Source organism: Halomonas sp. AOP7-B1-5 (genome assembly GCF_052353045.1).
Taxonomy (GTDB): Bacteria; Pseudomonadota; Gammaproteobacteria; order Pseudomonadales; family Halomonadaceae; genus Vreelandella; species Vreelandella colorata.
In genome coordinates, this window is record NZ_JBQTDC010000017.1 from 1 (window position 1) to 25,900 (window position 25,900).

A 25,900-nucleotide genomic window follows, 5' to 3' on the forward strand; every position below is an offset into this window, starting at 1 on the left:
TGGCAACTGTTAGCGGCTGAATAGCACTATGTAAGAAAATCTTCTTCAGTTTTACTTTCATATTACCTTTCATCAAGAGTGATCCCTATTGCGTAAAACGCTTATCAAGCAATGGAGTCGCCACTTTCACCACCCCGTTGCACTTTCATGGAGCCATACGCTTAGTAATCTCATTAAATACAAGACTAATATTTTATTTACTTCAATAGTTTATTAGAAATTGTGCTATTGAGACTAATGAAAATTACCTAGCAAGAAAGCGTATCAAACAAAAGTTACGCTAAATTTACAAGATGAAAACAAAAATAAACATTTTTTATAGCGCAGCCGTTTCTGGTTTTCTCTGAAGTTGCTGCAGCGCCAATCCTAATAAAATGAAAAACAATCCCACAAAGGTAGAAGGCAGAAGCGGCTCATCAACGACTAGATAGAGCAGTAGCAACGAAACCGGCGGGGAAAGAAAAATGAGCGTTGAGACTTTAGCCGTGCGCGAGACCTTGTGAACCGCCATCTGCCATAAGACGAACGCGATCCCCATTTCAAACAGCCCAACATACACACCCGCCCCGACGGCTTTCCAGCCATGCCATTGAAAACCCGGCCCGATTAACAACAGCGCGGTCAAGATGGGCAGTCCTACAGTAAAGTTCTGCCACTGCCCCACTAATGGCGGCCGCTCGTCGCGTGCGTTGAGCAGCCAATAAAGCGCCCATAGAAGCGTGGAGCTTAATGCCAGTAACACGCCAAGCGGATCTTCAAACGACATATTGAATACCGCACCGCGTGTTGCAATCACCCAGACGCCTGCATAGGCCACTAAGCCTGCGACAATATCCATGCGCGTTAGCCGTTGCCCTAGAATAGGAACCGCTAAAAAGGCCATCGCTAGCGCCCACGTATAGTTAAGGGCCATGGCCTCTTGCCCAGGCAGACGGTCGTAAGCGGCAAACAGTACCAGATAGTAAGCGACGGGATTCATAACGCCTGCCCATAAGGCCGTTTTCCATCCGCTATTGAGCGCCTGCCTCATGGTGCCCTGTTTGAGTACCAAGCCTCCCATCAACAGCCAGGAAACCACCGCGGCAAGCCACATCAGCTCAAGTGGAGTCATCCAGCCAAGGCCGACTTTAAATGCTGTCGCTACCGTTGACCAAAGCCCAACAGCACCTAACCCATAGAGAATAGCTTGCCGATCCTGGCTCATCGGTCGATATGCCCCAAGTCGCGGCTCGGCTCGATCTGATCACGAACACGCTGCTTGAGCACTTTGCTATCGGGGAAGCCACCATCACGCTTGCGCTCCCACATCAACGTATCATCACACCAGATTTCAAAGGTGCCGCCGTGCGAAGGCGCAAGCGCTACCTCCTCCAAGCTTTCGCCAAAGGTAGAAAGTAACTCCTGGGCATACCAAGCGCTGCGTAAAAGCCACTGGCACTGCGTGCAGTAGCGAATTTTAATCCGTGACACGCTTAAGCTCCTTCTCAGTATAATGTGGTGGTTTCTTACTGCATTTTGTCACCCTAGGGTAGTAACCGCCAAGGAACAGCAATGGCTGAACGCAATATTTCTCAAACGCGTCTTTTTGAAAGGCTGACAGGTGATGAAGATAACCGCCTGTGTGACGACATCCCAGAGCAAGCCTGCTCTGAGCAGCCGCACAACTTTTTCCTGCATTTATGGGCATCGCTGGGTAATAAGCTTGCCGATGAGCTCTCAAGCGCTCGTTTAGTTCTCCCCTGGCTAATGGGGATCATTGGCGCTCCGATATGGATGGTGGGTCTACTGGTACCTATCCGTGAATCTGGCGCCCTGCTGCCTCAGGTCTTTGTAGCAGGCTTTATTCGCCTAAAACCCAAGCGAAAAGGCGTATGGGTGGCGGGCGCGGTACTTCAGGCATTGGCCGCGTTAATACTTGCCGTGCTCGCCCTTACCGGTCGGGGTAGTCTAGGCGGCGCTGGCGTTTTAATTGTTTTAATACTGCTGTCATTAGCGCGCGGCCTTTCTTCTATCGCCAGTAAAGATGTTATGGGCAAAACCATTGCCAAACGCCGTCGCGGTACGCTGATGGGATGGAGTGGAAGCGTGGCAGGCGGCGCCACGCTGGCAGCGGGCGGCGTACTTATGCTGCTGGGTGATCGTCCCGGAAATACTGCCCTGGCGGTTTTGTTAAGTGTGGCGGCACTTAGCTGGTTATTGAATGCTTTTTGTGCGGCGCGAATTAAAGAAGTACCCGGCGCGGTTGATGGTGGAGAAAATGCCTGGGGTAGCGTTAAGCTTGGCTTATCGCTGTTAAAAAAAGACCGTACGTTTCTGCACTTCAACGTGGCCAGAGCCCTCCTGCTTTCCAGTGCATTAGCCCTGCCCTACATTGCCCTACTTGGCCAGCAGCAAAGCGGCTCTGAACTCAGTGGGCTAGGCCTGCTGGTAGTGGTTTCAGGGCTTGCCGGGATGGTCGCAAGCCCCATCTGGGGAAAACTGGCCGACCAATCCAGCCGTCGCGTTATGCACAACGCCGCTATTGGCACGGTTGCCTGCTGCTTGCTCGGTGCAAGCTTTGCTTGGCTACCCGGCACTTGGACCCAAAGCGTTTGGCCGTATGCCGTGGTTTATGCACTGCTGGTCATCGTTCACCATGGCGTCCGTTTGGGACGTAAAACGTATATTGTGGATATGGCGAGCCAAGATGATCGTGCACTTTACGTTGCGCTTTCCAACACGCTGACAGGCGTATTAATGCTGCTGGTAGGTGGCGTTATCGGCGGCTTGGCGCAGTGGCTGGGCAGCGCAGCATTACTTTTGCTGCTAGCCTTAACCGCAGTTGGCGCGATACTCAGCGCACAGAAATTACCCGAGGTCGAACAACAATCATGATTGCAATGAACCGCAACGCTCGCCATCATGGCAAGCGTATGGCAGCGATATGCGGATAGTTTGCTATTCTAGAATAGATAAGTGATTTGAAATGCCGCTTAGCTCCTGCGCTGATACACAGCGCCATGGCTACGGAAGAACCGAAGCAGCAACAGGAATCCCTTGATGAAACGATCTCCCCTGATCAGCCCCGAATTACTTGAACGTATTATTGATGCTTCCCAGGACGGCATTGTTGTTGCCGAGCAGGAAGGCGATGAAAATATCCTCATTTATGTCAACAAAGGGTTTGAGCGCTTGACGGGTTATAGCGCCGACGAAATTCTGTACCGCGACTGTCGTTTTCTACAAAACGATGACCGTGACCAAGAGGCGCTTAACGTTATTCGTGATGCGTTAAAGAATCTGCAGCCTTGTCGTGAAGTTCTGCGTAACTACCGCAAAGATGGCTCGATGTTCTGGAATGAACTCTCCATGACGCCCGTATTCGATGAGGCCGATCACCTCATGTATTTTATTGGCGTACAAAAAGATGTCACTGAACGCGTTGAAGCCCAGCTTGCGTTAGCGAAATTACAAGACAATCAAACCACCCCTAGCAAAGCACACGCATAATAAAATCCGGACTAATACTTGACCTTCACCCCAAGTGGCGTTATATAGCGGCTAGGCGCTATTTTAGCGTTTGGCGCTTCTCTTAAAAGAAGCCGTTGTGATGCCGGTTCGCCGGCTTGGGTTGGAGGGCATACCATGAGCCGTGACCCCTTAAATCGTGAAAATTTTTCAGCGGAAGGTCATGAAGCTGAAGAGTTCGATAATCTTGATGCTGTGAATGACGAACACTACGGCAAGCACAAGCCTAGCAAGGCTGATTCGCTACGCGCTCGCCGTCAGGTAGAAGCCTGGCTTGAAGAACGTCGCCTGCAGCGTGCCATAGAAGATGACTGGGACGCTTAAGCCAAGGCAGCGCTTAATGCTTAGAGAGCCTGATTTTAAAAGCTATCAGCGCCTTGCTTTCCCAAGCACCAGATTCGCAATACCGTTTTTAACAGCACAGCGCTATGTCATTCCCGGCGCTTTCTGGCCTTTCCAAGCGTAGGGCACTATCATTTGAGCCCTACTCAGCACTTTGCTGTCGTTTTCATCAACCTAATGGATTTCCATGGCGCAATACGTATTCACCATGAATCGGGTTGGCAAAGTCGTGCCGCCCAAGAAACAAATTCTCAAGGATATATCGCTGTCGTTTTTCCCGGGTGCCAAAATTGGCGTGCTGGGCCTGAACGGTTCTGGTAAATCCACGCTGCTGCGCATTATGGCCGGTGTCGATAAAGAGTTTGAAGGTGAAGCTCGTCCGATGCCGGGTATCAATGTAGGTTACCTTCCTCAGGAGCCGCAGCTCGACGATGAGAAGAACGTCCGCGATACGGTTGAGGAAGCGCTCGGTGCCATTAAAGAGGCACAAGAGAAGCTAGATGCCGTGTACGCAGCCTACGCTGAACCTGATGCCGACTTCGATGCCCTGGCAAGCGAGCAGGCACGCCTTGAAAACATGATCGAAGCAGCCGACGCGCACAACCTTGAGCGTAAGCTTGACGTTGCCGCAGAAGCGCTGCGCTTACCGCCCTGGGACGCTAAAGTCGGCAACCTATCAGGTGGTGAGCGCCGCCGCGTTGCCCTGTGCCGCCTGCTGCTTTCAAGCCCGGACATGCTGCTGCTCGATGAGCCAACCAACCACCTGGACGCCGAATCAGTTGCCTGGCTGGAGCGCTTCCTCCATGACTATAACGGTACCGTAGTGGCGATCACCCACGACCGTTATTTCCTGGATAACGTTGCCGGCTGGATTCTGGAACTTGACCGCGGCCAGGGCATTCCGTTTGAGGGTAACTACTCTCAGTGGCTGGAGCAGAAAGAGCACCGTCTGACTCAGGAAGCCAAGCAGGAAGCCTCGCGTCAAAAAGCCATCAAGCAAGAGCTCGAGTGGGTTCGCAGTAACGCGAAAGGTCGTCAGGCAAAAAGCAAAGCGCGCCTTAATCGCTTTGAAGAAATGCAGTCGGGCGACTTCCAGAAGCGTAACGAAACCAACGAGATTTATATTCCGCCTGGCCCGCGCCTGGGTGACAAGGTCATCGAATTTCATAACGTTACCAAGCGCTTCGATGACAAGCTGCTTTACCAGGATCTATCGTTCACCATTCCCCAGGGCGCGATCGTAGGCATTGTTGGGGGTAACGGTGCGGGTAAATCCACCCTCTTCAAGCTGGTAACGGGCCAAGAGCAGCCGGACGCGGGTGAAGTGGTCATCGGGGAAACCGTTGATATTGCTTATGTCGAGCAGCTTCGCGATGCGCTGGATGACAAGCAGACTGTTTGGCAGGCGGTATCTGGCGAGCAGGATATCCTCAACATCAATGGTTACGAAGTCTCTTCGCGCGCCTACGTTGGTCGTTTCAACTTTAAGGGTAACGACCAGCAAAAGCGCCTGGATGAACTTTCAGGCGGTGAACGTGGACGTTTGCAGCTTGCCCAAACCCTCAAACAGGGCGCCAACGTGCTGCTGCTGGATGAGCCCTCAAACGACCTGGATATCGAAACGCTACGCGCACTGGAAGAAGCCCTGCTGGCATTCCCAGGCTGCGCCATGGTGATTTCTCACGATCGCTGGTTCTTAGATCGTATTGCTACGCATATTCTGGCTTTTGAAGGTGACTCAGAAGTCGTCTTCTTCGACGGTAATTACACCGATTATGAAGAAGATCATAAAAAGCGGGTAGGTAACGACACGCCCAAGCGCATGAAGTATAAGCGTATCGATGCGTAATACGCTTTAGCGCCTGCCAGTATGCAAAAAGCCCCATAATGGGGCTTTTTGTTCATCTGGTTTTGGCTGAATCAATACGTTAGCGACGGCGTCCGGTAAATAACGACACTACGAACAGAATTAAAAACAGAACAAATAAAATTTGCGCGATGGTTGACGCAACACCTGCAATACCCGAAAAACCGAGCACACCTGCGATAATCGCAATAATCAAAAAAAGCATCGCATTGCCTAGCATCGTCTCTCTCCTTTTCCTTGGTGACGCTTTTCCACTTAAAAGCGTACGTTACCTTACGTACGACCTGCTTTGACAAAATTAAGCTTTGGCGATAATCCGCTATTCGTCAAGAAATTAACAATACGTTTATCGTTGCGCTTACGTACGTTTTTAGTACTTACGCCCACCTCAAAACATGACGCTTTTAAAACTATGTTTTTAAAACATGGTTTTAAAACATTGTTTTAAAAATAGTAAGCGCCTTTGGTCAACCCTTGAGCCACAAAACGCATACCCCATTTAATCGGCGCGGGAAAACGTAAGCCGCCCGCCTCAATGGCCTGATGCGCATGGTGTGCCTCATCGGTGGCCATCTGGCGAAGTAATGCCTGGGAGCGCTGATCGCCCTCGATCAACCGGGCTTGCTGCAGCTCAAAGTGCTTACCAGCCACCTCTTGGGTCGCCGCCACCATTCCTAGGCTAAGGCGGTCGCTGGTCACGCCGGATAGAGCGCCTGCTGCGTAGGCTGATGCATAGAAAAGCGGAGTGAAGTGGCTTGTCCGGCTGTTTAGCTGCATCAGACGCTCTTCACACCACGCCAAATGATCAAACGCTTCAGCCGCGGACTGCTCCATTTGCAGACGCGAGTGAGGCAGCGCCGCAGTGGCGCTCTGTCCTTGGTAGAGGCCTTGATTAAACACGCTGATCAAGTGGTTGGTGCGCATTAACCCAGCGGTGTGGCGGCGCTCATGTGTGTCAAACGCGAGATCCTCTACCTTGCCAACCGGGTGATTACGCTGCGACTTGGCGGCGTTAGGGATCAGCGAGCGTAGCGCAGTATCGAACTGATGAATAACGTAATCAGACCGACTAAGTTGACGCTTCATGGCTTACTCCGCTTATCGACAAAAAGGGAAGTCAAATAAACAATGGCGGTTTAGCCTGCAGGCCAGGTGAATTGACGCCCACCGAGCAGGTGCATATGGATATGGTAGACCGTCTGCCCGCCCTTTTCGTTGCAATTCATCACCACACGGTAGCCGTCATCGGCAAAGCCCTGCTGCTTGGCAAGCTGGGCGGCGGTGAACTGCAAACGTCCGATTAGCGCCAGGTCGTCTTCCTGAATATCGTTTAGGGTGGCAACGTGCTTTTTGGGAATAATCAGCTGGTGAGTGGGTGCCATGGGGCTAATATCGTTAAAGGCGAGAACGTGATCGTCTTCATATACGATATCAGCTGGAATCTCACGATTGATAATTTTACAGAACAGACAATCCATACCCACTCCTTGTTATCGTTACATCTTATCGCTCGGCATTTTGCCAAAACGGTTAGCGAAAGCGGCGCTGTGACAATAGATGGCGTACCAGCGGTGCTAAAATCAGCTCCATAGCCAATGACATTCGCGCCCCAGGCACCACCAGCGTATGAGGCCGAGTCATGAAGGCGTCCTTGATCATTGCCAGCAACCAGGGAAAATCCACCGTTGAAGGATCACGAAACCGAATCACCACGAAGGATTCAGCATCGGTCGGAATATCCTGTACTTCAAAGGGGTTTGAGGTGTCCACGGTAGGCACACGCTGAAAGTTGATATGCGTACGTGAAAACTGCGGCTGGATATAGCGCACATAGTCATTCATTCGCCCCAGAATAGTATCGATAACTGCCTCCTGGGAATAACCACGCAGCTTGGTATCGCGGTCGATTTTCTGAATCCACTCAAGATTCATGGTCGGCGCGACCCCAACCAGCAGGTCCACATGGCGGGCAATATCGTAATCTTCCGTTACCAGGCCGCCGTGCAAGCCTTCATAGAACAATAGGTCGGTGCCACACGGCAGCGACTGCCATTCGGTAAACGTGCCGACCCGGTAACCCGCCTCAATTTTCTGCTTATCTTCTGCATGAATATAGTGTCGGAAGGTGCCCGAACCATGCTCGCCATACTCAATAAAAAGACCTTCAAGGCGATCCAGCAGATTGGCTTCTACGGCGAAGTGGGAAAGCTCATCCTTACGCTCAGGCTCTTCACGAAACATACGATGAAGGTCGTCACGCGTATAGCGGTGAAAGGCGTCACCATCCACCACGGCGGCGTGCACATCTTCGCGTAAAAACATGCGCTCAAAACTTCGCCTAACGGTCGTGGTGCCTGCCCCTGACGAGCCCGTCACGGCGATAATCGGATATTCGCGTGACATTAAGCGCCCCTTGCCTGGGTCAAAGCCTGTTTGACTGGCGTAGGCACCTCGACAGGCTGACCAGCCTTCATGTCGATAAGCAGTTGGTTAACGCGGGCCGTCGCCACAATGCGCTTTTCGTCGCTGGTTAAAACACGCTGATAAACGGTTAATGCCTTGCCCTGTGGCTCGGGTACTGCGGTTTCAATAACCAACGCTTCAGGCCAACGCGCTTCGCTTTGATACTGCACGGCTAAATCAGCCACTATGCTAGGATAGCCGTGCAAATCCCACTCTGGTAAATCAAGTGCAGCAAACGCCTGAACCCGGGCCTCGTGCAACAGTGACACCAAGGCATCGTGGCCCAGGTGCCGCCCGTAGTTCATGTCGGTTATCCGCACCGTTAGGGGGTGACGATGAATGATCGCTTCAGCGGGAAAATCCAGCTTTACACGTTCCATGCCTGCTTCCTTCCGGTGATGATCGTTATCGGTTGTTATGTTTGCTGCTTAGTCGTTACTTCGCCACTTCGCGCGCAATAGCACGATAAGCGATATCACGACGATACTCGGCCCCTTCCCAGTGAATCTCTTTCACGCCCTGGTAAGCCTGTTGCTGCGCCTCGGAAACACTATCACCCAGTGCCGTTACACACAGCACGCGACCGCCTGAGGTAGTAATCTCGCCCTGAGCGTTTTGAGTCGTGCCCGCATGAAAAACCTTGCTATGCTGCTCGGCTTTTTTAAAGCCATGGATCACATCGCCTTTGCGATAGCTGCCTGGATATCCACCGGCGGCCATCACAATGCCCACGGCGGCGCGCGGGTCCCAATGACACGCTTTATCCGCCAGCTGCCCCTTTGCACCAGCTAGGCAAAGCTCAGCGAGATCAGATGTTAAGCGCATCATGATCGGCTGAGTTTCTGGGTCACCAAAGCGGCAGTTGTACTCGATCACTTTAGGCTGGCCCGTCTTATCAATCATTAACCCAGCATATAGAAAGCCCGTATAGGCGTTGCCTTCAGCCGCCATCCCTTGAACGGTGGGAACAATCACCTGCTCCATAATGCGGGCATCAATTTCGGGCGTAACAACAGGGGCTGGGGAATAAGCGCCCATGCCACCCGTGTTGGGACCAGTATCGCCGTCATAGGCACGCTTATGGTCCTGGCTGGTGGCCATAGGCACAATGTTTTCACCATCGACCATGACAATGAAGCTTGCCTCTTCACCTTCCAGAAATTCTTCAATCACCACACGGGCGCCTGCATCGCCAAACGCATTGGCTTCGAGCATGTCGCGAATAGCCGCTTCGGCTTCCACTTCGCTCATGGCAACAATAACGCCTTTACCGGCTGCCAGCCCGTCAGCCTTGATGACGATAGGCGCGCCGACCTTTTGCAAATAGGCCAGTGCAGGCTCTACCGCCGTAAACGTTTGATAATCAGCAGTGGGGATAGCATGGCGCGCCAGAAAGTCCTTGGTAAACGACTTGGAGCCTTCAAGCTGCGCTGCCGCCTGAGTAGGGCCAAAGATAGTCAGGCCTGCAGCCTGAAAGCGGTCAACCACGCCCTCAACCAAGGGTGCTTCGGGGCCTACCACGGTCAAACCAATACGCTCGTTAAGCGCAAAGGCTTCCAACCCGGCTAAATCAGTGGCCGCTATATCAACATTGGTCAGTTTATCTTCCGTGGCGGTGCCGGCATTGCCCGGCGCCACAAACACCTGCTCAACATTCTGGGATTGCGCCAATTTCCACGCCAGCGCGTGCTCACGGCCACCGCCACCTATCATCAAAACCTTCATGTTCTTCCTTCTCGAACGGGAGAGCGATTATGCGCCGCATTATGCCACAACGAGGCCTCTCTTGGCGTCAGGAGGTTTTATCCTCTTCATTGCTATCGCTGGGCGGCGGAGATTGGTTCATCGTATTCTGCCAAAAGCGCATATTTTCTTCGGCCAGCTCACGCATAAACTCCATAGGCGTATGGCGCATGGCTTGCTTCCATTGACTCTGCAGGCGCTTTTGCTGCTCAAGCATAAGCTGCGTGCCCTGCTCAAGATAGCGCGCCAGCGGCAGCGGAGACGACATATCATAAACCCGAATCAGCTGCGCGAGCAGATCGTTAGAAAACACCTCGGCGTTATTATCCGACTGCTCCTGCTCAATAATGATCGAGAGTAAAATGGTACGCGTCAGGTCTTCCCCGCTTTTCGCATCTTCAACCCGAAACGGCTCTTCTTCAATGATTAAACAGCGCAGATCCTCAAGCGTTACATAACGGCTTTGCTGAGTATCGTACAACCGGCGGTTGGCATACTTACGAATTACGCGCACAGCGCATCTCCTTAAACGCGATAGGGGGTGCCCCCAATGGTATTATTGTGCCTGCACCACGCACCCATGCAAACCATGTGAGTAGATTAGTGCGGAACAGCGTGCCAATCCTTTGACCAATAGATGCCGCTTATGAATTTGATTTTGCTTCATCCCAGTGACCTCGACCAGCAAGGCTACGCACGCATCAGCGATCCGCGCAGGCTAGCGCACTTGCGTGATATCCACCGTGCAACGCCCGGCAGCCGGTTAACAGTGGGGGTTCAAGACGGCTCGATGGGCAAGGCACAGCTTATCGAACTCACCCGCGAGCAGGCGGTGTTTGCATTAGATTCTTTAACTGATGTCGCCCCACCCGCACTGCCCGTTCATCTGGTGCTCGCCCTGCCTCGTCCTCGCATGCTGGCGCGAACGCTTGAGCATGTCACGGCGCTCGGGGTAAAAGAGATTACGCTACTGCATACCAAACGGGTAGAGAAAAGCTACTGGCAGTCACCTGAACTCCTGCCTGAAAAAATTCAGCAACATCTGATATTAGGATTAGAGCAGGCACGCGATACCCAGCTGCCTAATGTGATTTTAAGCAAAGGATTTCGGCCGTTTATCGAAGAGCAATTACCTGACCTGCTTCGTGAGCATCGTGGCCTGGTGGCTCATCCGGGCATGCCTATGGCCTGCCCGCGAGGTATTAGCGAAAAGATCTTGCTATTAGTGGGCCCTGAGGGTGGATTCATTCCATGGGAAGTTGAAAAGCTGCTAGAGGTAGGCTGCGAAGGTATGCACTTGGGCCCCCGCATTCTGCGCGTAGAAACAGCCGTGACGGCGTTACTCGCCCGGCTGTTTTAAACGCTTTTAGCTAATCTACTAGGATTGTTCGTCTTCTGGGTCATGCTTAACCACGGTCGCGTCTTCGCCACATACAGGCTCTTGCTGGAACGTGCTACGCACATCCAGAAGGCCTAAATGGCTGATGGTGCGCCGACCCAACAACAGCGGGTAGAGCATTTCCTCGCGATCACGAAGGCTAAACTGCTCTTCGTAAATCGTATCGCCCATACACACGTTCATCAGGACCACCGGCCGCTCATCGCGCCCACCTGCGCCGCGTACCGACTGTTCGCGGTAGAGCGGCCGCTCAAGACGGTCGCTAAATTCTTCTCCGCTGTCCTGATCCTCAAGCTTCAAGCGAAATCGCACCCAATCCTCGCCGTCTTTCTCGAACATTTCGATATCACGCGCATCAAGCGACGAGGTGAGAGCACCGCTATCCAGCTTAGCTTTTACCATGATGCCCCACGGCTCTATGGTGGCATTTTCAACCCAGCCAAACACTTGCTCATCACTAGCAACGGCACTAGCCGTTAAAGCACTCGCCAGCAAACCACCTGCCAGCATTTTTTCCACAAACCTCATAGCATCGTCCTTGGTGAAATAAGAGATTAATCGTTTTTTTAGCGCGCCTGCCGCAGTCGTTCAAGAAGCGACTGGGTAGCAAATGCATCCGGCGTTAGCCCTTGCTGACGCTGGAAGGCGCGCAGCCCTTCACGGGTATTGGGACCCATGACTCCATCAGCCCCGCCTACCCCGTAGCCTGCGTCATTCAAGCGTTGCTGAAGCTCTTTGACATCATCGCGGGTTAAAGCTGCCTCTCCTCTTGGCCATGACTGCTGGATGCCGGCCCCCCCAGCAATTTTATCGGCCAGTGTGGCGACCGCCAAGGCATAGCTGGTGGCGTTGTTGTAACGTAAGATCGCCCGGAAGTTAGGCCCTACGACAAACGCAGGTCCTTGCGCGCCAGCGGGAATAACAATCGCTGCGCTCTCAAAATCAGGCAGCTCGCCCTCCAAAGCACGAACGCCCTGTCGGCTCCATTCAGCACTGCTGAGCCGTTCGGTTTGGGAATAATCAAACGACGCTGGCAGTACAACCTCAACACCCCACGGCTGACCGGTTTGCCAACCCGCCCGAGCCAGGTAATTAGCGGTCGAGGCCATCACGTCTGGAATGCTGCCCCAGATATCGCGGTGCCCGTCGCCATCGCCATCTACGGCATAGGCTTCGAAACTGCTGGGAATAAATTGAGTATGTCCCATGGCGCCTGCCCAGGAACCTTTCATGCGCTCGGCAGAAATATCGCCCTGCTCAATAATGCGCAGGGCAGCTAGTAGCTCGCCGCGGGCAAAGTCTCGTCGGCGCCCATCGTAGGCCAGGGTAGCCAGCGCCTCGATAGTTGAAAAGTCGCCAAAGTTACTGCCGTAATTACTTTCGATGCCCCAAATGGCGACAACAATTTCTGCAGGCACACCAAAGCGTTGCTGCATCTCCAAGGCCGTTTGGCGGTTCTCTTCAAACCGCTCACGACCGGTATTGACGCGCGTATCGGAGGCGGCTGAATCAAGATACTCCCAAATGGGGCGCACAAATTCAGGCTGATAGCGATCTAGTTCAATGACGCGATCACGATAACGCACGCCATTTAGCGCCGTTGCCAGTGTTGCCTCGCTAATCCCTTGAGTGGCCGCAAAGCGACGGAACTCATTTAGCCATTGCTCAAAATTGGCGTAGCGCAGCTCTTGGGCTCCGCGTGCATCCACTTCCGTCATTAGCTGGGGATTGGCTTGCAGGCTACCGCTCAGCAGCATGGACAGCAGCCCTGCGGAAAGCGTTAGCGACGTATGGCTAACCACACGGCGCAGCGGTAAATCGATCTTCAACGACATGGCATCTATCCTTGAGCAGTCCTTAGCATGCCTGATGATGGCCTAGAAAATAGGCAGATACTAGCCTTTCTCTCTAATTCCCGCAGGCCCTTATTGCCATGCTTTACTCGTCGGCTTCTTCCAGTTCAGTGCGTGCGATGAGCCAGCGCTGCCACTCCTCGGGCATTACGCAAGGCTCGGCAAATTGGGCTGGCGCGCTACACCACGGCTGATGGCGCTCAATCCCATAAGGAAGCGAATTCAGAGCTGGCAACCAGTAAGCCACATATAGGCCTTTCGGATCATAATGACTGGCTTGCTTAAGCACGTTGAAATAGCGGTTCTGGCGTGGATCACGTCCAACGCCCGCAATATAGCGCCAGTTGCTCCAATTGTTAGCTACATCATAATCAATCAAGCAGTGCTCAAACCACCAGGCGCCCAGTCGCCAATCAACGTTTAAATCTTTGACTAGAAAGCTTGCTGCATTTTGACGTGCACGGTTGGAAATCCAGCCCGTTTGGCGTAGCTCTAACATGGCCGCATCGACAAAAGGCATGCCGGTTGCCGATTCACGCCAGGCGTTAAACGCTGAACAAGGTGCCGGGAGGGCCTGCTCCCCAAAGAGCTTGGCACCTTCCAACTGTGCAACTAAATGAAAGTACTCACGCCATAAAAGCTCAAACGAGATCCAGTTACTCGATTCGTCGCGCCCATGCAGTGCCTCCCAATCGTTAACCGCATCATTTGCCTGACGCGCCGATAAACAGCCGCGAGCCAGCCAGGGAGAAAACCGCGTCGAAAAGTCGGCACCCAATAAACCGTTACGGGTTTTCTTATATTTGCCAGGACCATTTTGGCGCCAAATATAGTGCTGCAAACGCTCATGGGCAGCATTCTCACCGCCAACATACACAAAGCCCTGGCGCTCATCGGGTTGCCAGTTGGCCGAGTACTCACAGACTGATTTTAACGGTGGGAAACCACGAGAAGCATCTGGCCAGCCTGGCAGCGTCACGGGCGCGGCAAGCGCTTTAGGAGTAGTGCAATATTTTTCCACGCAGCGCCGAAAGGCAGAAAAGCTTTCCGGCAGCTCATCAAGCCCAAACGGAAGTGCGGCGCTATCGAACAGACGCCCACTTTCAACGCTATAAAGGCTCGACGTTTTAGGCAGCATTTGGGCTACTTTCTGAATCTGCTGAGCTTCTTCAAACCCTGCGTGCTGCGCTACTCGGACTTCCCGGGCCTGAAGCGAAGAGGCCATTTGCACGACAACCTCAGCGGGGTTACCAATACGTACCAGCAGGTCACTTCCTCGCTGTAAAAGCTCCCCGCGTAATTCCATTAAGCTTTGCCATAAAAACCGCAACCGGGCGGGGCCTATTCGGGGCGTGGTCTCCCCTTCTATCGCAGGCTCCAGCCACTTTTCATTAAGTACATAAAGACACAGAAGCTGATCAGGTTTTGAGGTGAATTGGAGCAGGGGGTTATCTGCGACACGCAAATCGTCTTGCAGCCAGACAATATCAATCGTGCTGTTCATGCTCTTGCCTCCTCGGCATGCTTTGCTGCTGGTTTCATAGCCGCAGCGCTTACTGCAATAGCGCACAGATTCCAGCAGCACACTTATCTTCTATTGAAGCTAAGCGTGGGTATTACTTTAAACGCCTATTTAATGCGTTAAATATTACGGGTAACGCCTGCACTTAATAGGGTTTTAAATGTGCTTGACGAATCAAAAACGTAGACATCATAACTTATACAGTACAATTATTGTACATAAGGATATTTTTTAAATTCAATGTCATCCCACCGAAATACTGCGTAAAAAAAGCCACCTTGGCGGTGGCTTGTTAAGGTTCATACTTAAAAAATCATTAGCGTTTGAAGCCATTAGTCCGGATCAGTTGCGCGTGGTTGGCGCTTAGCATTCTCATAGGTTTCCAGGCCGCTTTTCAATTCATGGGTCAGCGGGTCATAGTTAGGGCGCAGCTCATCTTTAACCGTACCGCTCCAAAGCCGTGAGCCAACAAAATAGCCCGCCCGACCAATAACATGTGCTGCTACCGGTGCGGTCATCAGGATAAAGACAATCACCGCGAACGAGCGGGCCACTACGCCAACCTCTGAAAAATGCATGGCCGCCGCCAGCATAATTAAAATAACGCCTAATGCCGCCGCCTTGGTGGTTGCATGCATACGCGTTAAAAGATCCGGTAAACGTAATAAGCCAACCGCTGCCAATAGCATAAACAAAGAGCCCGTCAGCAGAAGTGCGCCTTTAATTGCTTCAATCATCGCGTGGCCCTCCGCGTTCCAAAAAGCGTGCAAAACCGATGGCGGCTAAAAAACCCATTAGAGCAATCACAATGGCGGCATCCAGAAAACTTGCAACGCCTGACTGAATTGCATAAACGCCCACCAGCCCGACTACCGTGGTGGAAAACAGCTCAAGCGCTACCACGCGATCAGGCAGGCTTGGGCCGCGCACTACGCGCACAAAGGTCAGTATAAGCGCCAGCCCCATAATGACCTGACTAATTAACAGAACCGTATCCATTAGCGAAATAACTCCAGGGCTCGATGCTCCATTTCTTTCAAGTTGCGCCGCAGTTCTTCTTCATCATCCAGGAACATGGCATGTATATAGAGCACCTTGCGATCATCGGAGACATCCAAACTCAGCGTTCCAGGGGTTAATGAAATCAAGTTGGCGACCATGGTGATTTCCATTTCCGTGCGTGCTGAGAGGGGCATGGCGATCACCCCCGGCTGCATGTGCCAGGGCGGCGTTACAATATCAAACGCAACGCGCAGGTTAGCCTGCACAAGCTCTTTCATGAAAAATCCCAGAAAGCGGATAATCAGCGGTATGCGCGCCGGATATCCCTTGAGCGCGTTTACCTGCGGCTCAATAAGCACCAGGGCGATATAGCCAAATACCATCCCAACCAGCAGATTCAAGCCGGTAAAGTCGCCGCTCAGCAACACCCACGCCAACCCTAGCAGCAGGTTCCAGATAGCACCGGTCATGGAGTACCCTCCCCGCCACTCGTGTCCATTTCGGCTTGAGGATCATCTGCATTCAGCAGTGCCTCTTGGGCATTGGCTGCAACGTCCAGCACCGCCTCAATGTAGCCGTCCGGCTCAAACAGCTGATCACCGATGGTATTCATCACCAGCATGATCGGCTCGGCAAAAATACCAATTAAAAGTGAAAACAGCGCCAGCACAACCACCGGCAGATACATCATCCACAGGCTTGGCTTGATCAAGCGGCCGTCGTCGCCGCTTGGCGCGGCGGATACCGGCACAAGATTCTCCTCCGGCAGGCCTTTCCAGAATACCTCATTCCAGATCTTGACCATGGAATAGAGCGTCATCAGACCCACCGCCAATGCAATACCGGTCACCACATACGCTTCGGCCTCAATGCCCGCCCGCACGATCACGAACTTGGCAAAAAAGCCCGAAAGCGGCGGTACCCCGGCAAGTGAAAAGGCTGAGATAAAGAAGGCGACCGCAAGCCAAGGGCGCTCTTTGTAAAGCCCGCCCATCTTCTTCAACTGATAGGTGCCCTGCAGGCGGTGGGTAATCCCGCTAATCAAGAACAGGTTCGTCTTGACCACGATATTATGCATGATGGCAAACACGCCACCGGCAATCGCCAAGGGCGTGTAAAGCGCGAGTCCCAGAATCATATAGCCAATCTGGCTGACAATATGGAAAGAGAGAATACGCCGGAACTCGTACTGCGCCGCAGCCCCCAACACGCCGGTTACCATGGTCAGCACTGCCCCCCAGAGCATGATGTCCTGCAGGTAACCCATGGACTGATCAAATATCAGAGTAAATACACGAAACAGTGCATAGACCCCCACCTTGGTAAGAAGACCGGCAAACAGCGCGGAAACCGCTACGGGCGGCGTATGGTAGGAAGCTGGCAGCCAGAAAAACAGCGGAAACGCGGCCGCCTTGATTCCAAAGGCCACCATGAACATTACTGCCAGCACTTCAACCATACCGGCGTGCTCGACCATATCGATTCGCAGAGCGATATCCGCCATGTTCAGCGTACCCACGGTGCCATATAGCAGACCAACCGCCGAAAGGAAGATAACCGAGGCCAGCAAATTCAGGGTAACGTACTTGATCGCGCCTTCCATCTGCGCCCTTTCGCCACCTAAAATCAGCAGCGCAAAAGACGCCACCAGCATAACCTCGAACCATACGTAAAGGTTGAAGAGGTCACCGGTCAGAAAGGCGCCCGCCACCCCGGCGAGCAACAGGTGCATCAGCGGGTAATAGCCAAACTTTTCATGTCCGTGGCCGGTGGTTGCCAGCGAGTAGATGCCCATAGCCAGACCTATGATACCGGTCATCAGAATCATGACGGCGCTCAGCACATCGGCGATCAGCGTGATCCCGAACGGCGCAGGCCAGCTCCCCATCTGCATGGTGATGTAGCCTTCGGAAAGCGTGGCTGCAAATAACCACACACAGGCGACCAAAAGGGCAAGATTACCGGCAACGGCAAGAAACCGCTGCATGGGACGCGAGCGCCAGAAAAGCAAGGAAACGGCCCCCGAAAGTAGGGGCAAAAGAATGGGAAGAGCAACTTCAGGCCTCACGTATCGGTATCCTTCATCTTGTCCAGATCATCGGCCTTGACCACTTCATAGGCACGGCGAATCAATACGACTGCAAACGCCAGCACCCCAAATGCGATCACGATGGCGGTCAGTACAACCGCCTGGGGCAGCGGATCGGCCACCTCGCCAACAGGCTGTAGCATGCCTTCCGGAATCAACGGAGGCGCGCCCCGCGTCATGCCTGCCGTGGTAAAGATCAGCAGGTTGGCGGCATTGGAAAGCAGCAGCAGTCCAATGACCAGCTTTACGATCGAGCGTCGCAGCATCATAAAGATGGCGGTGGCATACATCACGCCAATCGCTAAAGCCATTAACGGTTCCATGCGCGTACTCCTGTTAACTTATGGCTCATCCTTGTCCACCTCCATCAGCGCCATGACCATGCCGATTACCGACCCCAATACCGACAGATAAACACCGATATCGAAAATTAGCGGCGTCGAAGCCTTGAAATCAATCACCGGAATAGTCCACCACTGGGCCGTCAAGAACGGCTGACCCATGAACCAGGCCGGAACCACGGAAACGATACCCAGCAATAGACCCACGCCAATCAGATCGCGCGGGTCAACCATGCGCAGCACTTCCTTGGTGGCACTAACCCCAAAAGCCAGCAGATACAGCGTGAACGCCCCCGCTGCCACTAGCCCGGCGATAAATCCACCGCCCGGCTCATCGTGCCCTCGGAACAGCAAAAATACCGAGAACATCAGTTGCAAGGGCATTAAAAACCGCGCAGCCGTATTAAGAATGATCGTCCCTGACTTAACCATCGTACGGCTCCTTGATATCTGACTTGCTGCCTTCGACGGCTGTTTTGGGGCTTTCCGGCTCGTGGCGCAGCTTAAGCATGGCGATCACCCCGATAGCAGCCAGGGCCAGTACAAACATTTCGCCCAAGGTATCCAAGGCACGGTAGTCGACCAGAATCACGTTAACGATATTGCGGCCATAGGCGAGCGGCGCGCTATTTTCGATCATGTAGGTAGAAATGGACTCAAACTGATCAATGCTCCAGGCGGTCATGATCAACAGGAAAATCAGAATACCCATTATTGCGGCCACCGAGCCGTCACGGATGCGCTCAAGCGGAGTGGAAAGGTGCGAGAAGCGCGGTAGCCTAAATAGCACCAAGACCAGCAAAATAACCGTGAGCGTTTCGACCAGAAGCTGCGTAATCCCCAGGTCAGGCGCGCTGAAAAGAATAAAGATGAGGGCAATCGAGAACCCCATAATGCCCACGGACACCACAGCGCCCAGGCGCGAGCGGGTAACCGTGGCAAATAGAGCCCCCATCACCATGGTGCCCACTACAATGACCTCGTGGAACCGCACATCAAGATCAAAAGCGAATAAAGGAGAATGGCGCAGCAGAATGGAGTTACCAATCAGGATGATCAAAACCACCAGCATGACCAAGATATAGTTACGCATATAGCCGTTTTGCAGCACGCGCGTTTGCCATTCAGAGAATTGCACCACGCCATTTAATAAGCCTTCATAGCCAGCTTCAGGGCCATAGCGCATGGCAGGTGCCAACAATATAAGCTTGCCTCTTATGTTGTCCCAATACTTGAAGAGCAGTAACCCCAGTCCCAGGCTGATAACTGACATTATTAACGCCCAATTAACGCCGTACCAAAGTGACAGCGCAACGTCTCTGGGCTCTCCTGCCACCGCGCTTGCGGCGGACGCTAAAAGGGAATCAACACCAAACGTCGCGGGCGCCAGGCTAAAGACCAGCGAGCCTACGCTTAGCAACGCAGGCCCCATTAACATACCGAAGGGCGCTTCATGCGGTACTTTTGGCGTTTCATGACGTTTACCATAAAAAGGGCGTAACGCAACAATCGCTGCCACAGCGATGGTTAAAATAGCACTAACAAATGCGAAGACGACCAATAAGCCCTGAAAATCCCCTGCGCCAAGCACCGCTTCAAACTTGAGCTCTTTACCAATAAAGCCAAGTAAAGGCGGCACGCCGGCAAGCGATAATGCCGCCACCAGGGCAATGGTGGCCGTCACCGGCATCAAAGGTCTTAACCCGCCCATGGCGGTAACATCTTTGGTACCGGTTTCGTGATCGAGAATACCCGCCACCATAAACAGCGCACCCTTGTACAAGGAGTGAGCGAGCAGAAAGGTTACAAACGCCGTCATGGCGTACTCAGTACCTATGCCCAGCAGCATGGTCAACGTGCCGAGCGCCATAATGGTTGAGTAAGCCAACAGCTTTTTAATATTAGTATGATGAATGGCCAAGAATGCGCCAACCAGCAGCGTAGTAGCACCCACCACAGAAAGCACGCTGATCCAAAGCGCCGTGCCGCCCAGCTCAGGCTGAAGCCTTGCCATCAGGTAAATACCCGCTTTTACCATGGTAGCGGAGTGCAAATAGGCCGACACCGGTGTCGGTGCCGCCATTGCGTTAGGCAGCCAGAAATGAAACGGAAACTGGGCAGATTTGGTAAAGGCACCCAACAGCAGGCAAATGAGCATCGGCGTATAAAGGGCATGCTCGCGTAAATCGGCTTCCATCCCTCGGATATCGGTCAATGACCATTCACCGCTGGAGACGCCCAGCAATACAAGCCCGGCCATTAGGGCAAGCCCGCCCGCAAACGTGACAAAAAGCCCTTGGCGCGCTGATTTGCGTGCCTGGATATCGGTGTGGTTAAAACCGATCAACAGATAGGATGTAACACTGGTCAGCTCCCAGAAAATAAATAGGGTGACCAAACCATCGGCTAATACCAGCCCCAACATGGAAACCATAAAAGCCAGCAAGGCTATGTGGAATCGCACAATATCCGGGTGGCCTTTTAAATAGCTCCCTGCATAAATAAGCACAAATGTGCCAATAACAGAGATTAATAGGCCGAAGAGTAACGACAACCCATCCAGCATAAAGGTGAGACTGATACCCAGTGAAGGCACCCACTGCCATTCCATTAGCATCGGGCCGTCATTGATTACCGTGGGCGCCTGAGCAAATAACCACGTGGCGATCAGGGCAGGAAAAATGGCTAATACCAGACTCGTACGGTCTGCAAACCAGCGCTGCATTAACGGTGCCAGCGCGGCCAATACAAACCCCATTAAAACGGCGAATTGCATCTAGCGATATCTCCTGGGTAACAGCCCCGCACGAGGCGGGTACTATGGGCGTACGGGTCCTCTCACGGCGAGCAGATGACGTTATCCCTGTCTTCTACTCGTAACCACTTCTGATGCATTTAAAACGTAAAGGCCCCTGACTTTTTACTCGCCATAAGTACTTTTTTGATCGCGTTAAACGTCAAATACAAGTGATCATAAAGTCGTAGACTCTATAACAGACAGCAGCGAGTTGCCAGACAACCTTTAAGCGAAATCAAATAGATAGCGTGCTTATTGTTATGTTTTTCCGCCCTGTTCAATCACTTACTCAGGCAACGGAAGCCATCCCAAAAGCTCGTTATTAATCACGCTAAGCAAAGCGTCTATATGATCATCCCGGTCATTTAAACAAGGGATATAGCTAAACGTTTCCCCACCGGCGGCCATAAAGCTGTCGCGGATTTCTTCCTGAATTTCTTCAAGCGTTTCAACACAATCAGCAGAGAAGGCGGGCGATAAAATAGCGATATGTTTATGACCCTGTTTAGCCAGCGTAGCGACATGTTCAACAGTCGGCGGACCCACCCACTTTTCCACCCCAAACTGCGACTGAAACGCGGTATCCACTTCCTCTTTGCTGAAACCCAGCGCTTCGCGCAGTAGCCGCGTGGTTTTCTGGCAGTGGCAGTGGTAAGGGTCCCCTTCCATTAAATAACGCTTGGGAACCCCGTGGTAACTCGCCACCAACTTGGTAGGCCGCGTTTTGAGTTGGGCATACATATCGGTGACGGAATTGGCCAAGGCCTGTATATAGACAGGGCGATCAAAATAGGCAGGCACGGTGCGAATAGCCGGCTGCCATTTCATCTTCATCAAAGTGCGAAACGCCTGATCGTTGGCGGTAGCCGTCGTCGGCGAGCCATACTGAGGGTAGAGCGGGAAGAAAACGATACGCTCACAACCCTTCTCTTTCATGCGGTTCAACACACTTTTAGTGGAAGGATTGCCGTAGCGCATACAGAAATCGACTTCGACACTGTCGCCATAAAGCGTTTTTAAACGTTCGGTCAGTTTCACCGTTTGAGCCCGGGTAATGGTGAGCAATGGGCTTTCGTTTTGCTCATTGTTCCAAATACTTTTATACGCTTTACCCGAAGAAAAGGGGCGTTTGGTTAAAATGATCAGTTGCAGCAGCGGCTGCCATTTCCAATCAGGATAATCCACCACCCGCTTATCCGAGAGGAACTCACTCAGATAACGCCGTATTGACCAATAATCAGTGGCATCAGGCGTTCCCAGGTTAGCCACCACTACGCCCACCTTTGCGCGAGGTACGCCAGGATGATCACCTGAGGCATGCGCCAGGCGCCCCTCTCCCGGCTGGTCGATTACAACGCTCTCGGTCATTACGCTTACTCCCGGAAAACTACGGTTGAATAGTCAAAATCTTACCATTTTTCGGCAAAGTTGCGGCATAAAGTTATACTATCAACGCTATTTGTATAATCCCCGACTAATTCGTGTCTATCGTTTTACACCGCAGCTAATACTCTTCCATGGACGACACACCAGAAGCGCTTCTACCTATCGTTTAGTGCAAGGTTATCTAAAGAGGTTTTAATGAGCGATGTTCAACTGTTTAACACTGCGCCGCCTGTCACGCTCTATTACGATGGTCAATGCCCGTTTTGTCGAATAGAGGTTGAGTGGCTAAACAAGCATCCGAATCGCAAACATATTCGGTTGATAGATATTCGAAAAGTGGATTTTGATGCCGCTGAAACGGGCTATTCGTTCGACACCCTAATGGGGCAGCTACATGTCCGGGATAACGAGGGAAACTGGTATGTGGGCATGGATGCCAGCCGGGCCCTGTATGCAACGCTAGGCTACCGGCGGCTGGTAAAACTTTCTTGCTTACCGGGCCTGCGAGGCGTAATGAATGCAGGCTACCGTTTCTTTGCCCGTCGCCGAATAAGGCTTGGGCAGTGGTGGGAAAAACATTACAGCAAACGTGACAACGAGCGTTACAACTAATATTACAACTACAACTACTGTTAATGAGGGCTAATTCGACAGACAATCTCTGCGACTTAGCGTTTTTTTAGAAAACCAGCGGCATACGTGCTGTTAACGGCTCACTGTAATGCGCGTCTCTGCCGATCATCTCGTCCTGCGGCACATGCTGAACCAGATACGCACGATGAATGCCGGCGCGCTTTAGCTCCAGATATACATCGTCTAACGAGCGAAACAGCATTGGCTTACCACGCTGGGTGAGCATGTGCCGTTCACCTTCTACATCTTCGAGCTCAAGTTGATAAAAACGACTACCTGAATGCGTAATGACGCGAATTTCAAAGTTATCGTGGCTTTCGACGAACTGTTTAAGCGCGATCAGTTCCATGGTTCCCTCCTATTATTGGATACAACAATAGGGCACAGCATGACTGGGCCCTATTACATTCCTGTTACCTTTACCTTGGCACCTATTGGCTAAGACGGCAACTTTTCAGGAGAGTTTCAGACTATTCGCGTAATTAGATACTTGAGTTACTGGTACTCTGAGGGATCAATCGCCTTACCTAGCGAATTGCGGTCAATCCAGTTACCCGCTTTGGTTTCTTTGTAGCGAAACACCACTTTATCGCCTACCGCCACTGGCAAATCGGCATCTTCTGTTTGGTAACTATACTTTTGCCCCTCTACCACCAGGTAATAGCGATAAAGGTCAGGCATCCCCAGCCACTCTTTAAAGGGGCCCTCTTTCTCCAACTCCTGAAGCTCGCCACGTCCTTCAAGTTTAGGAAGACGCTGACGATTACCACGCCGAAAACCACCTGCCATGTGTTACTCCCGTTCTGTGTGTTGCTGTGTTCTGTGTTCGATAAGAGCTGGCTTCCACCCTGCCCCCCACTAATCGCCGAAAGCCTCACCATAGCTATCGGGGGCCAAATCTTCAAAGCGGGTATATTTACCAATAAATGCCATATGTACCGCGCCGATAGGACCGTTACGCTGTTTACCGATGATCAGCTCAGCAATACCCTGGTTATCCGGGTTATCTGGGTTATATACCTCATCACGATAGACGAAGGCAATAACGTCGGCATCCTGCTCGATGGCGCCTGATTCCCGCAGATCCGACATTACCGGACGCTTGTTGGGGCGCTGCTCCAACGAGCGGTTAAGCTGGGAAAGTGCCACCACCGGGCAGTTAAACTCTTTCGCCAAGCCCTTGAGCGAGCGCGAAATTTCCGAAATCTCACCGGTACGGTTTTCAGAAAACCCGGGGATCTGCATCAACTGAAGGTAATCGATCATGACCAACGCCATATTGCCATGCTCGCGCACAATACGGCGCAACCGCGAGCGCATTTCGTTGGGCGAGAGCGCGGCTGTATCATCAATAAATAGCTGTTTGTCTTTAAGCAGGTTGACCGCCGATGTTAGCCGCGGCCAATCCTCATCCTCCAGCTGGCCGGAGCGTACACGCGTCTGGTTAATACGCCCAAGCGAGGACAGCATCCTAAGCATTAGCGATTCCGCAGGCATCTCCATGGAAAACACCATGACCGGCTTGTCGCTGGCAATCACGGCGTGCTCCACTAGGTTCATCGCGAACGTAGTTTTACCCATTGACGGACGCCCGGCAATAATCACCAAGTCTGACGGCTGCAACCCCGAGGTCATTTCATCCAAGTCGCGGAAACCGGTCGAAAGCCCGGTCATTTCGCCTTTAAGGTTGAACAGCTCATCGATACGGTCAACCGCTTTGGTCAAAAGCTCACTCATACCGATAGGCCCGCCCGTTTTAGGGCGCTCCTCGGCAATCTGAAAGACTAACCGTTCTGCTTCGTTAAGTAGCTCATCGGCAGGCCGCCCTTGTGGCGAAAAAGCACTTTCGGCGATCTGGTTCGCCGCACGAATCAATTTTCTTAGCGTCGCCCGCTCTCGTACGATATCAGCATAGGCGCGAATATTACTGGCCGAAGGCGTATTGCGGGCAAGCTCTGCCAGAAACGCCAAGCCGCCAACGGTATCCAGGTGATCACGCGCTTCTAACGCTTCTGACAGCGTAATGACATCAAGCGGCTGCCCAGATTCAGCCAGATGAATCATCACGTTAAACACCAGCCGGTGCTCATAGCGATAGAAATCATCGGTTACCAGGCGCTCCGAAACATTATCCCAGGCCTGGTTATCCAGCATAAGCCCGCCCAACACCGACTGCTCCGCCTCCAGCGAATGCGGCGGCAGCTTTAGGGCTGCCGTTTCCTGATCAGCAGAAGGCTGGTCCATCGCGAGCTCCTTTCAACAGTGCAGCATAGCCAATAAAGGCCACTATTTTAATCGGACAAACCGTTTACAACCACCTTCAGGTCGTTGCATTAAGCGTTATTGCCAAGCAGCCAACGTTACTTGAAATCACCTGGCTGCTTAGCAATAACCTCTTACAAATAACCGCATACAAATAACCCGCTCATAAATAACCCGCTTATAAATAACAAAGGGCGCGGGAAATCCCGCGCCCTTTGTGGCGTTAATAGCGGTAGCAGGTATTACTCTGCGACAACTACCACGCGAACAACGGCGTCCACTTCTGCATGCAGGTGGAGGGCGATGTCGTATTCGCCAGTTTGGCGAATCGGGCCTTGCGGCATACGTACTTCGCTCTTGGCAACATCGATGCCAGCAGAGGAAATAGCGTCGGCCAGGTCACGCGGACCGATAGAACCAAACAGCTTACCTTCGTCGCCAGCTTTAGACACCAGAGAAAGTTCGATGTCGTTCAGCTGTTCAGCGCGCGCCTGGGCTTCTGCCTTGCGCTCAGCGGCTTGAGCTTCAAGCTCAGCACGCTGTACTTCAAACGCTTCAACGTTTTCCTTAGTGGCCGGTACGGCTAAACCGTAAGGCACCAAGTAGTTACGACCATAACCAGGCTTAACAGTGACCTTGTCACCCAGGCCGCCCAGCTTACCAATGTTGTCGAGCAGAATGACTTCCATCTCGT

At 52.5% G+C, this 25,900-nt stretch carries 30 protein-coding genes; 6 read left to right on the forward strand and 24 right to left on the reverse strand.

Features of this window, described 5'->3' with window-relative positions; translation table 11 throughout:
• Window positions 1-316: 316 nt before the first annotated feature.
• Entirely contained in the window at window positions 317-1,204 is an 888-nt protein-coding gene (locus ACT3XD_RS10050; protein ID WP_192539183.1) for a DMT family transporter, read from the reverse strand.
• Window positions 1,201-1,470, reverse strand: coding sequence for a SelT/SelW/SelH family protein (locus ACT3XD_RS10055; RefSeq protein ID WP_192539182.1), 270 nt, complete (start codon window positions 1,468-1,470; stop codon window positions 1,201-1,203). Before ACT3XD_RS10055 ends, ACT3XD_RS10050 begins: the two co-directional genes overlap by 4 nt.
• Window positions 1,471-1,551: 81 nt before the next feature.
• Here ACT3XD_RS10055 and ACT3XD_RS10060 point away from each other — a divergent pair, with 81 nt between their 5' ends.
• The 4 genes from ACT3XD_RS10060 to ettA all read left to right on the forward strand — a co-directional run bounded on the left by ACT3XD_RS10060 (window position 1,552) and on the right by ettA (window position 5,698).
• The gene (locus tag ACT3XD_RS10060) at window positions 1,552-2,874 is read left to right on the forward strand and encodes an MFS transporter (RefSeq protein ID WP_192539181.1); all 1,323 of its coding nucleotides are present in this window, start codon (window positions 1,552-1,554) and stop codon (window positions 2,872-2,874) included.
• A gap of 165 nt (window positions 2,875-3,039) precedes the next feature.
• Window positions 3,040-3,489 carry a PAS domain S-box protein gene (locus ACT3XD_RS10065; protein ID WP_192539180.1) on the forward strand — a complete coding sequence of 150 codons (450 nt, stop codon included), beginning with the start codon at window positions 3,040-3,042 and terminating at the stop codon, window positions 3,487-3,489.
• A 135-nt stretch (window positions 3,490-3,624) separates the two neighbouring features.
• Complete coding sequence (locus ACT3XD_RS10070) at window positions 3,625-3,831, forward strand: PA3496 family putative envelope integrity protein (protein ID WP_018918586.1); 207 nt, start codon at window positions 3,625-3,627, stop codon at window positions 3,829-3,831.
• A 205-nt stretch (window positions 3,832-4,036) separates the two neighbouring features.
• The gene (gene ettA, locus ACT3XD_RS10075; RefSeq protein ID WP_018918587.1) at window positions 4,037-5,698 is read left to right on the forward strand and encodes an energy-dependent translational throttle protein EttA; all 1,662 of its coding nucleotides are present in this window, start codon (window positions 4,037-4,039) and stop codon (window positions 5,696-5,698) included.
• A gap of 79 nt (window positions 5,699-5,777) precedes the next feature.
• Here ettA and ACT3XD_RS10080 read toward each other — a convergent pair whose 3' ends face one another.
• The 7 genes from ACT3XD_RS10080 to phaR form a co-directional block, all read right to left on the reverse strand.
• On the reverse strand, window positions 5,778-5,936 hold the full coding sequence (locus tag ACT3XD_RS10080; protein WP_018918588.1) for a DUF1328 domain-containing protein: 159 nt from the start codon (window positions 5,934-5,936) through the stop codon (window positions 5,778-5,780).
• A gap of 224 nt (window positions 5,937-6,160) precedes the next feature.
• The gene (gene coq7 / locus ACT3XD_RS10085; RefSeq protein WP_192539179.1) at window positions 6,161-6,802 is read right to left on the reverse strand and encodes a 2-polyprenyl-3-methyl-6-methoxy-1,4-benzoquinone monooxygenase; all 642 of its coding nucleotides are present in this window, start codon (window positions 6,800-6,802) and stop codon (window positions 6,161-6,163) included.
• Window positions 6,803-6,852: 50 nt separating this feature from the next.
• Window positions 6,853-7,194 (reverse strand): histidine triad nucleotide-binding protein, encoded by a 342-nt coding sequence (locus ACT3XD_RS10090; RefSeq protein WP_192539178.1) that lies wholly within the window; start codon window positions 7,192-7,194, stop codon window positions 6,853-6,855.
• A 52-nt stretch (window positions 7,195-7,246) separates the two neighbouring features.
• Window positions 7,247-8,119 carry a phosphoribulokinase gene (locus ACT3XD_RS10095; RefSeq protein WP_018918591.1) on the reverse strand — a complete coding sequence of 291 codons (873 nt, stop codon included), beginning with the start codon at window positions 8,117-8,119 and terminating at the stop codon, window positions 7,247-7,249.
• Window positions 8,119-8,559, reverse strand: coding sequence for an acyl-CoA thioesterase (locus ACT3XD_RS10100; RefSeq protein WP_192539177.1), 441 nt, complete (start codon window positions 8,557-8,559; stop codon window positions 8,119-8,121). Before ACT3XD_RS10100 ends, ACT3XD_RS10095 begins: the two co-directional genes overlap by 1 nt.
• 55 nt (window positions 8,560-8,614) lie before the next feature.
• Complete coding sequence (gene purD, locus ACT3XD_RS10105; RefSeq protein WP_192539176.1) at window positions 8,615-9,904, reverse strand: phosphoribosylamine--glycine ligase; 1,290 nt, start codon at window positions 9,902-9,904, stop codon at window positions 8,615-8,617.
• 67 nt (window positions 9,905-9,971) lie between these two features.
• The gene (gene phaR, locus ACT3XD_RS10110) at window positions 9,972-10,436 is read right to left on the reverse strand and encodes a polyhydroxyalkanoate synthesis repressor PhaR (RefSeq protein ID WP_018918594.1); all 465 of its coding nucleotides are present in this window, start codon (window positions 10,434-10,436) and stop codon (window positions 9,972-9,974) included.
• A 132-nt stretch (window positions 10,437-10,568) separates the two neighbouring features.
• Here phaR and ACT3XD_RS10115 point away from each other — a divergent pair, with 132 nt between their 5' ends.
• Window positions 10,569-11,282: a 16S rRNA (uracil(1498)-N(3))-methyltransferase gene (locus tag ACT3XD_RS10115; protein ID WP_192539175.1), complete on the forward strand. Its 714-nt coding sequence runs from the start codon at window positions 10,569-10,571 to the stop codon at window positions 11,280-11,282.
• An 18-nt stretch (window positions 11,283-11,300) separates the two neighbouring features.
• On the opposite strand, the gene rloA3 is transcribed toward ACT3XD_RS10115, so the two are convergent.
• From rloA3 to hemH, 11 genes are all read right to left on the reverse strand, one after another.
• A complete protein-coding gene (rloA3, locus tag ACT3XD_RS10120; RefSeq protein WP_192539174.1) occupies window positions 11,301-11,849 on the reverse strand; it encodes a retropepsin-like aspartic peptidase RloA3 in 549 nt (182 codons plus the stop codon).
• Between the two features lie 38 nt (window positions 11,850-11,887).
• Window positions 11,888-13,156, reverse strand: a complete 1,269-nt coding sequence (locus ACT3XD_RS10125; protein WP_192539173.1) for a lytic murein transglycosylase — start codon at window positions 13,154-13,156, stop codon at window positions 11,888-11,890.
• A gap of 103 nt (window positions 13,157-13,259) precedes the next feature.
• The gene (locus ACT3XD_RS10130) at window positions 13,260-14,678 is read right to left on the reverse strand and encodes a DASH family cryptochrome (RefSeq protein ID WP_192539172.1); all 1,419 of its coding nucleotides are present in this window, start codon (window positions 14,676-14,678) and stop codon (window positions 13,260-13,262) included.
• A gap of 350 nt (window positions 14,679-15,028) precedes the next feature.
• Window positions 15,029-15,433, reverse strand: a complete 405-nt coding sequence (gene mnhG / locus ACT3XD_RS10135; RefSeq protein WP_018918599.1) for a monovalent cation/H(+) antiporter subunit G — start codon at window positions 15,431-15,433, stop codon at window positions 15,029-15,031.
• The gene (locus ACT3XD_RS10140; RefSeq protein ID WP_018918600.1) at window positions 15,426-15,695 is read right to left on the reverse strand and encodes a monovalent cation/H+ antiporter complex subunit F; all 270 of its coding nucleotides are present in this window, start codon (window positions 15,693-15,695) and stop codon (window positions 15,426-15,428) included. The genes mnhG and ACT3XD_RS10140 overlap by 8 nt, the downstream gene beginning before the upstream one ends.
• Window positions 15,695-16,168 (reverse strand): Na+/H+ antiporter subunit E, encoded by a 474-nt coding sequence (locus ACT3XD_RS10145; RefSeq protein ID WP_192539171.1) that lies wholly within the window; start codon window positions 16,166-16,168, stop codon window positions 15,695-15,697. The genes ACT3XD_RS10140 and ACT3XD_RS10145 overlap by 1 nt, the downstream gene beginning before the upstream one ends.
• Window positions 16,165-17,766, reverse strand: a complete 1,602-nt coding sequence (locus tag ACT3XD_RS10150; RefSeq protein WP_192539170.1) for a Na+/H+ antiporter subunit D — start codon at window positions 17,764-17,766, stop codon at window positions 16,165-16,167. The genes ACT3XD_RS10145 and ACT3XD_RS10150 overlap by 4 nt, the downstream gene beginning before the upstream one ends.
• Window positions 17,763-18,110: a Na+/H+ antiporter subunit C gene (locus tag ACT3XD_RS10155; protein WP_018918603.1), complete on the reverse strand. Its 348-nt coding sequence runs from the start codon at window positions 18,108-18,110 to the stop codon at window positions 17,763-17,765. Before ACT3XD_RS10155 ends, ACT3XD_RS10150 begins: the two co-directional genes overlap by 4 nt.
• Window positions 18,111-18,128: 18 nt before the next feature.
• Entirely contained in the window at window positions 18,129-18,560 is a 432-nt protein-coding gene (locus ACT3XD_RS10160) for a Na+/H+ antiporter subunit B (RefSeq protein WP_018918604.1), read from the reverse strand.
• On the reverse strand, window positions 18,553-20,904 hold the full coding sequence (locus ACT3XD_RS10165) for a putative monovalent cation/H+ antiporter subunit A (RefSeq protein ID WP_192539169.1): 2,352 nt from the start codon (window positions 20,902-20,904) through the stop codon (window positions 18,553-18,555). Before ACT3XD_RS10165 ends, ACT3XD_RS10160 begins: the two co-directional genes overlap by 8 nt.
• Window positions 20,905-21,210: 306 nt before the next feature.
• A complete protein-coding gene (gene hemH / locus ACT3XD_RS10170; RefSeq protein WP_192539168.1) occupies window positions 21,211-22,293 on the reverse strand; it encodes a ferrochelatase in 1,083 nt (360 codons plus the stop codon).
• A gap of 213 nt (window positions 22,294-22,506) precedes the next feature.
• Between hemH and ACT3XD_RS10175 the strand changes: the two genes are divergently transcribed.
• Entirely contained in the window at window positions 22,507-22,923 is a 417-nt protein-coding gene (locus tag ACT3XD_RS10175) for a thiol-disulfide oxidoreductase DCC family protein (RefSeq protein WP_192539167.1), read from the forward strand.
• Window positions 22,924-22,990: 67 nt separating this feature from the next.
• Here the strand turns inward: ACT3XD_RS10175 and ACT3XD_RS10180 are convergent, their stop codons facing one another.
• From ACT3XD_RS10180 to rplI, 4 genes are all read right to left on the reverse strand, one after another.
• On the reverse strand, window positions 22,991-23,293 hold the full coding sequence (locus tag ACT3XD_RS10180; protein ID WP_192539166.1) for a DUF6482 family protein: 303 nt from the start codon (window positions 23,291-23,293) through the stop codon (window positions 22,991-22,993).
• 146 nt (window positions 23,294-23,439) lie between these two features.
• Window positions 23,440-23,733, reverse strand: coding sequence for a hypothetical protein (locus ACT3XD_RS10185; RefSeq protein WP_018918609.1), 294 nt, complete (start codon window positions 23,731-23,733; stop codon window positions 23,440-23,442).
• Between the two features lie 69 nt (window positions 23,734-23,802).
• Complete coding sequence (gene dnaB / locus ACT3XD_RS10190; protein WP_192539165.1) at window positions 23,803-25,188, reverse strand: replicative DNA helicase; 1,386 nt, start codon at window positions 25,186-25,188, stop codon at window positions 23,803-23,805.
• 260 nt (window positions 25,189-25,448) lie between these two features.
• Window positions 25,449-25,895 carry a 50S ribosomal protein L9 gene (gene rplI / locus ACT3XD_RS10195; protein WP_018918611.1) on the reverse strand — a complete coding sequence of 149 codons (447 nt, stop codon included), beginning with the start codon at window positions 25,893-25,895 and terminating at the stop codon, window positions 25,449-25,451.
• Window positions 25,896-25,900: the final 5 nt, after the last annotated feature.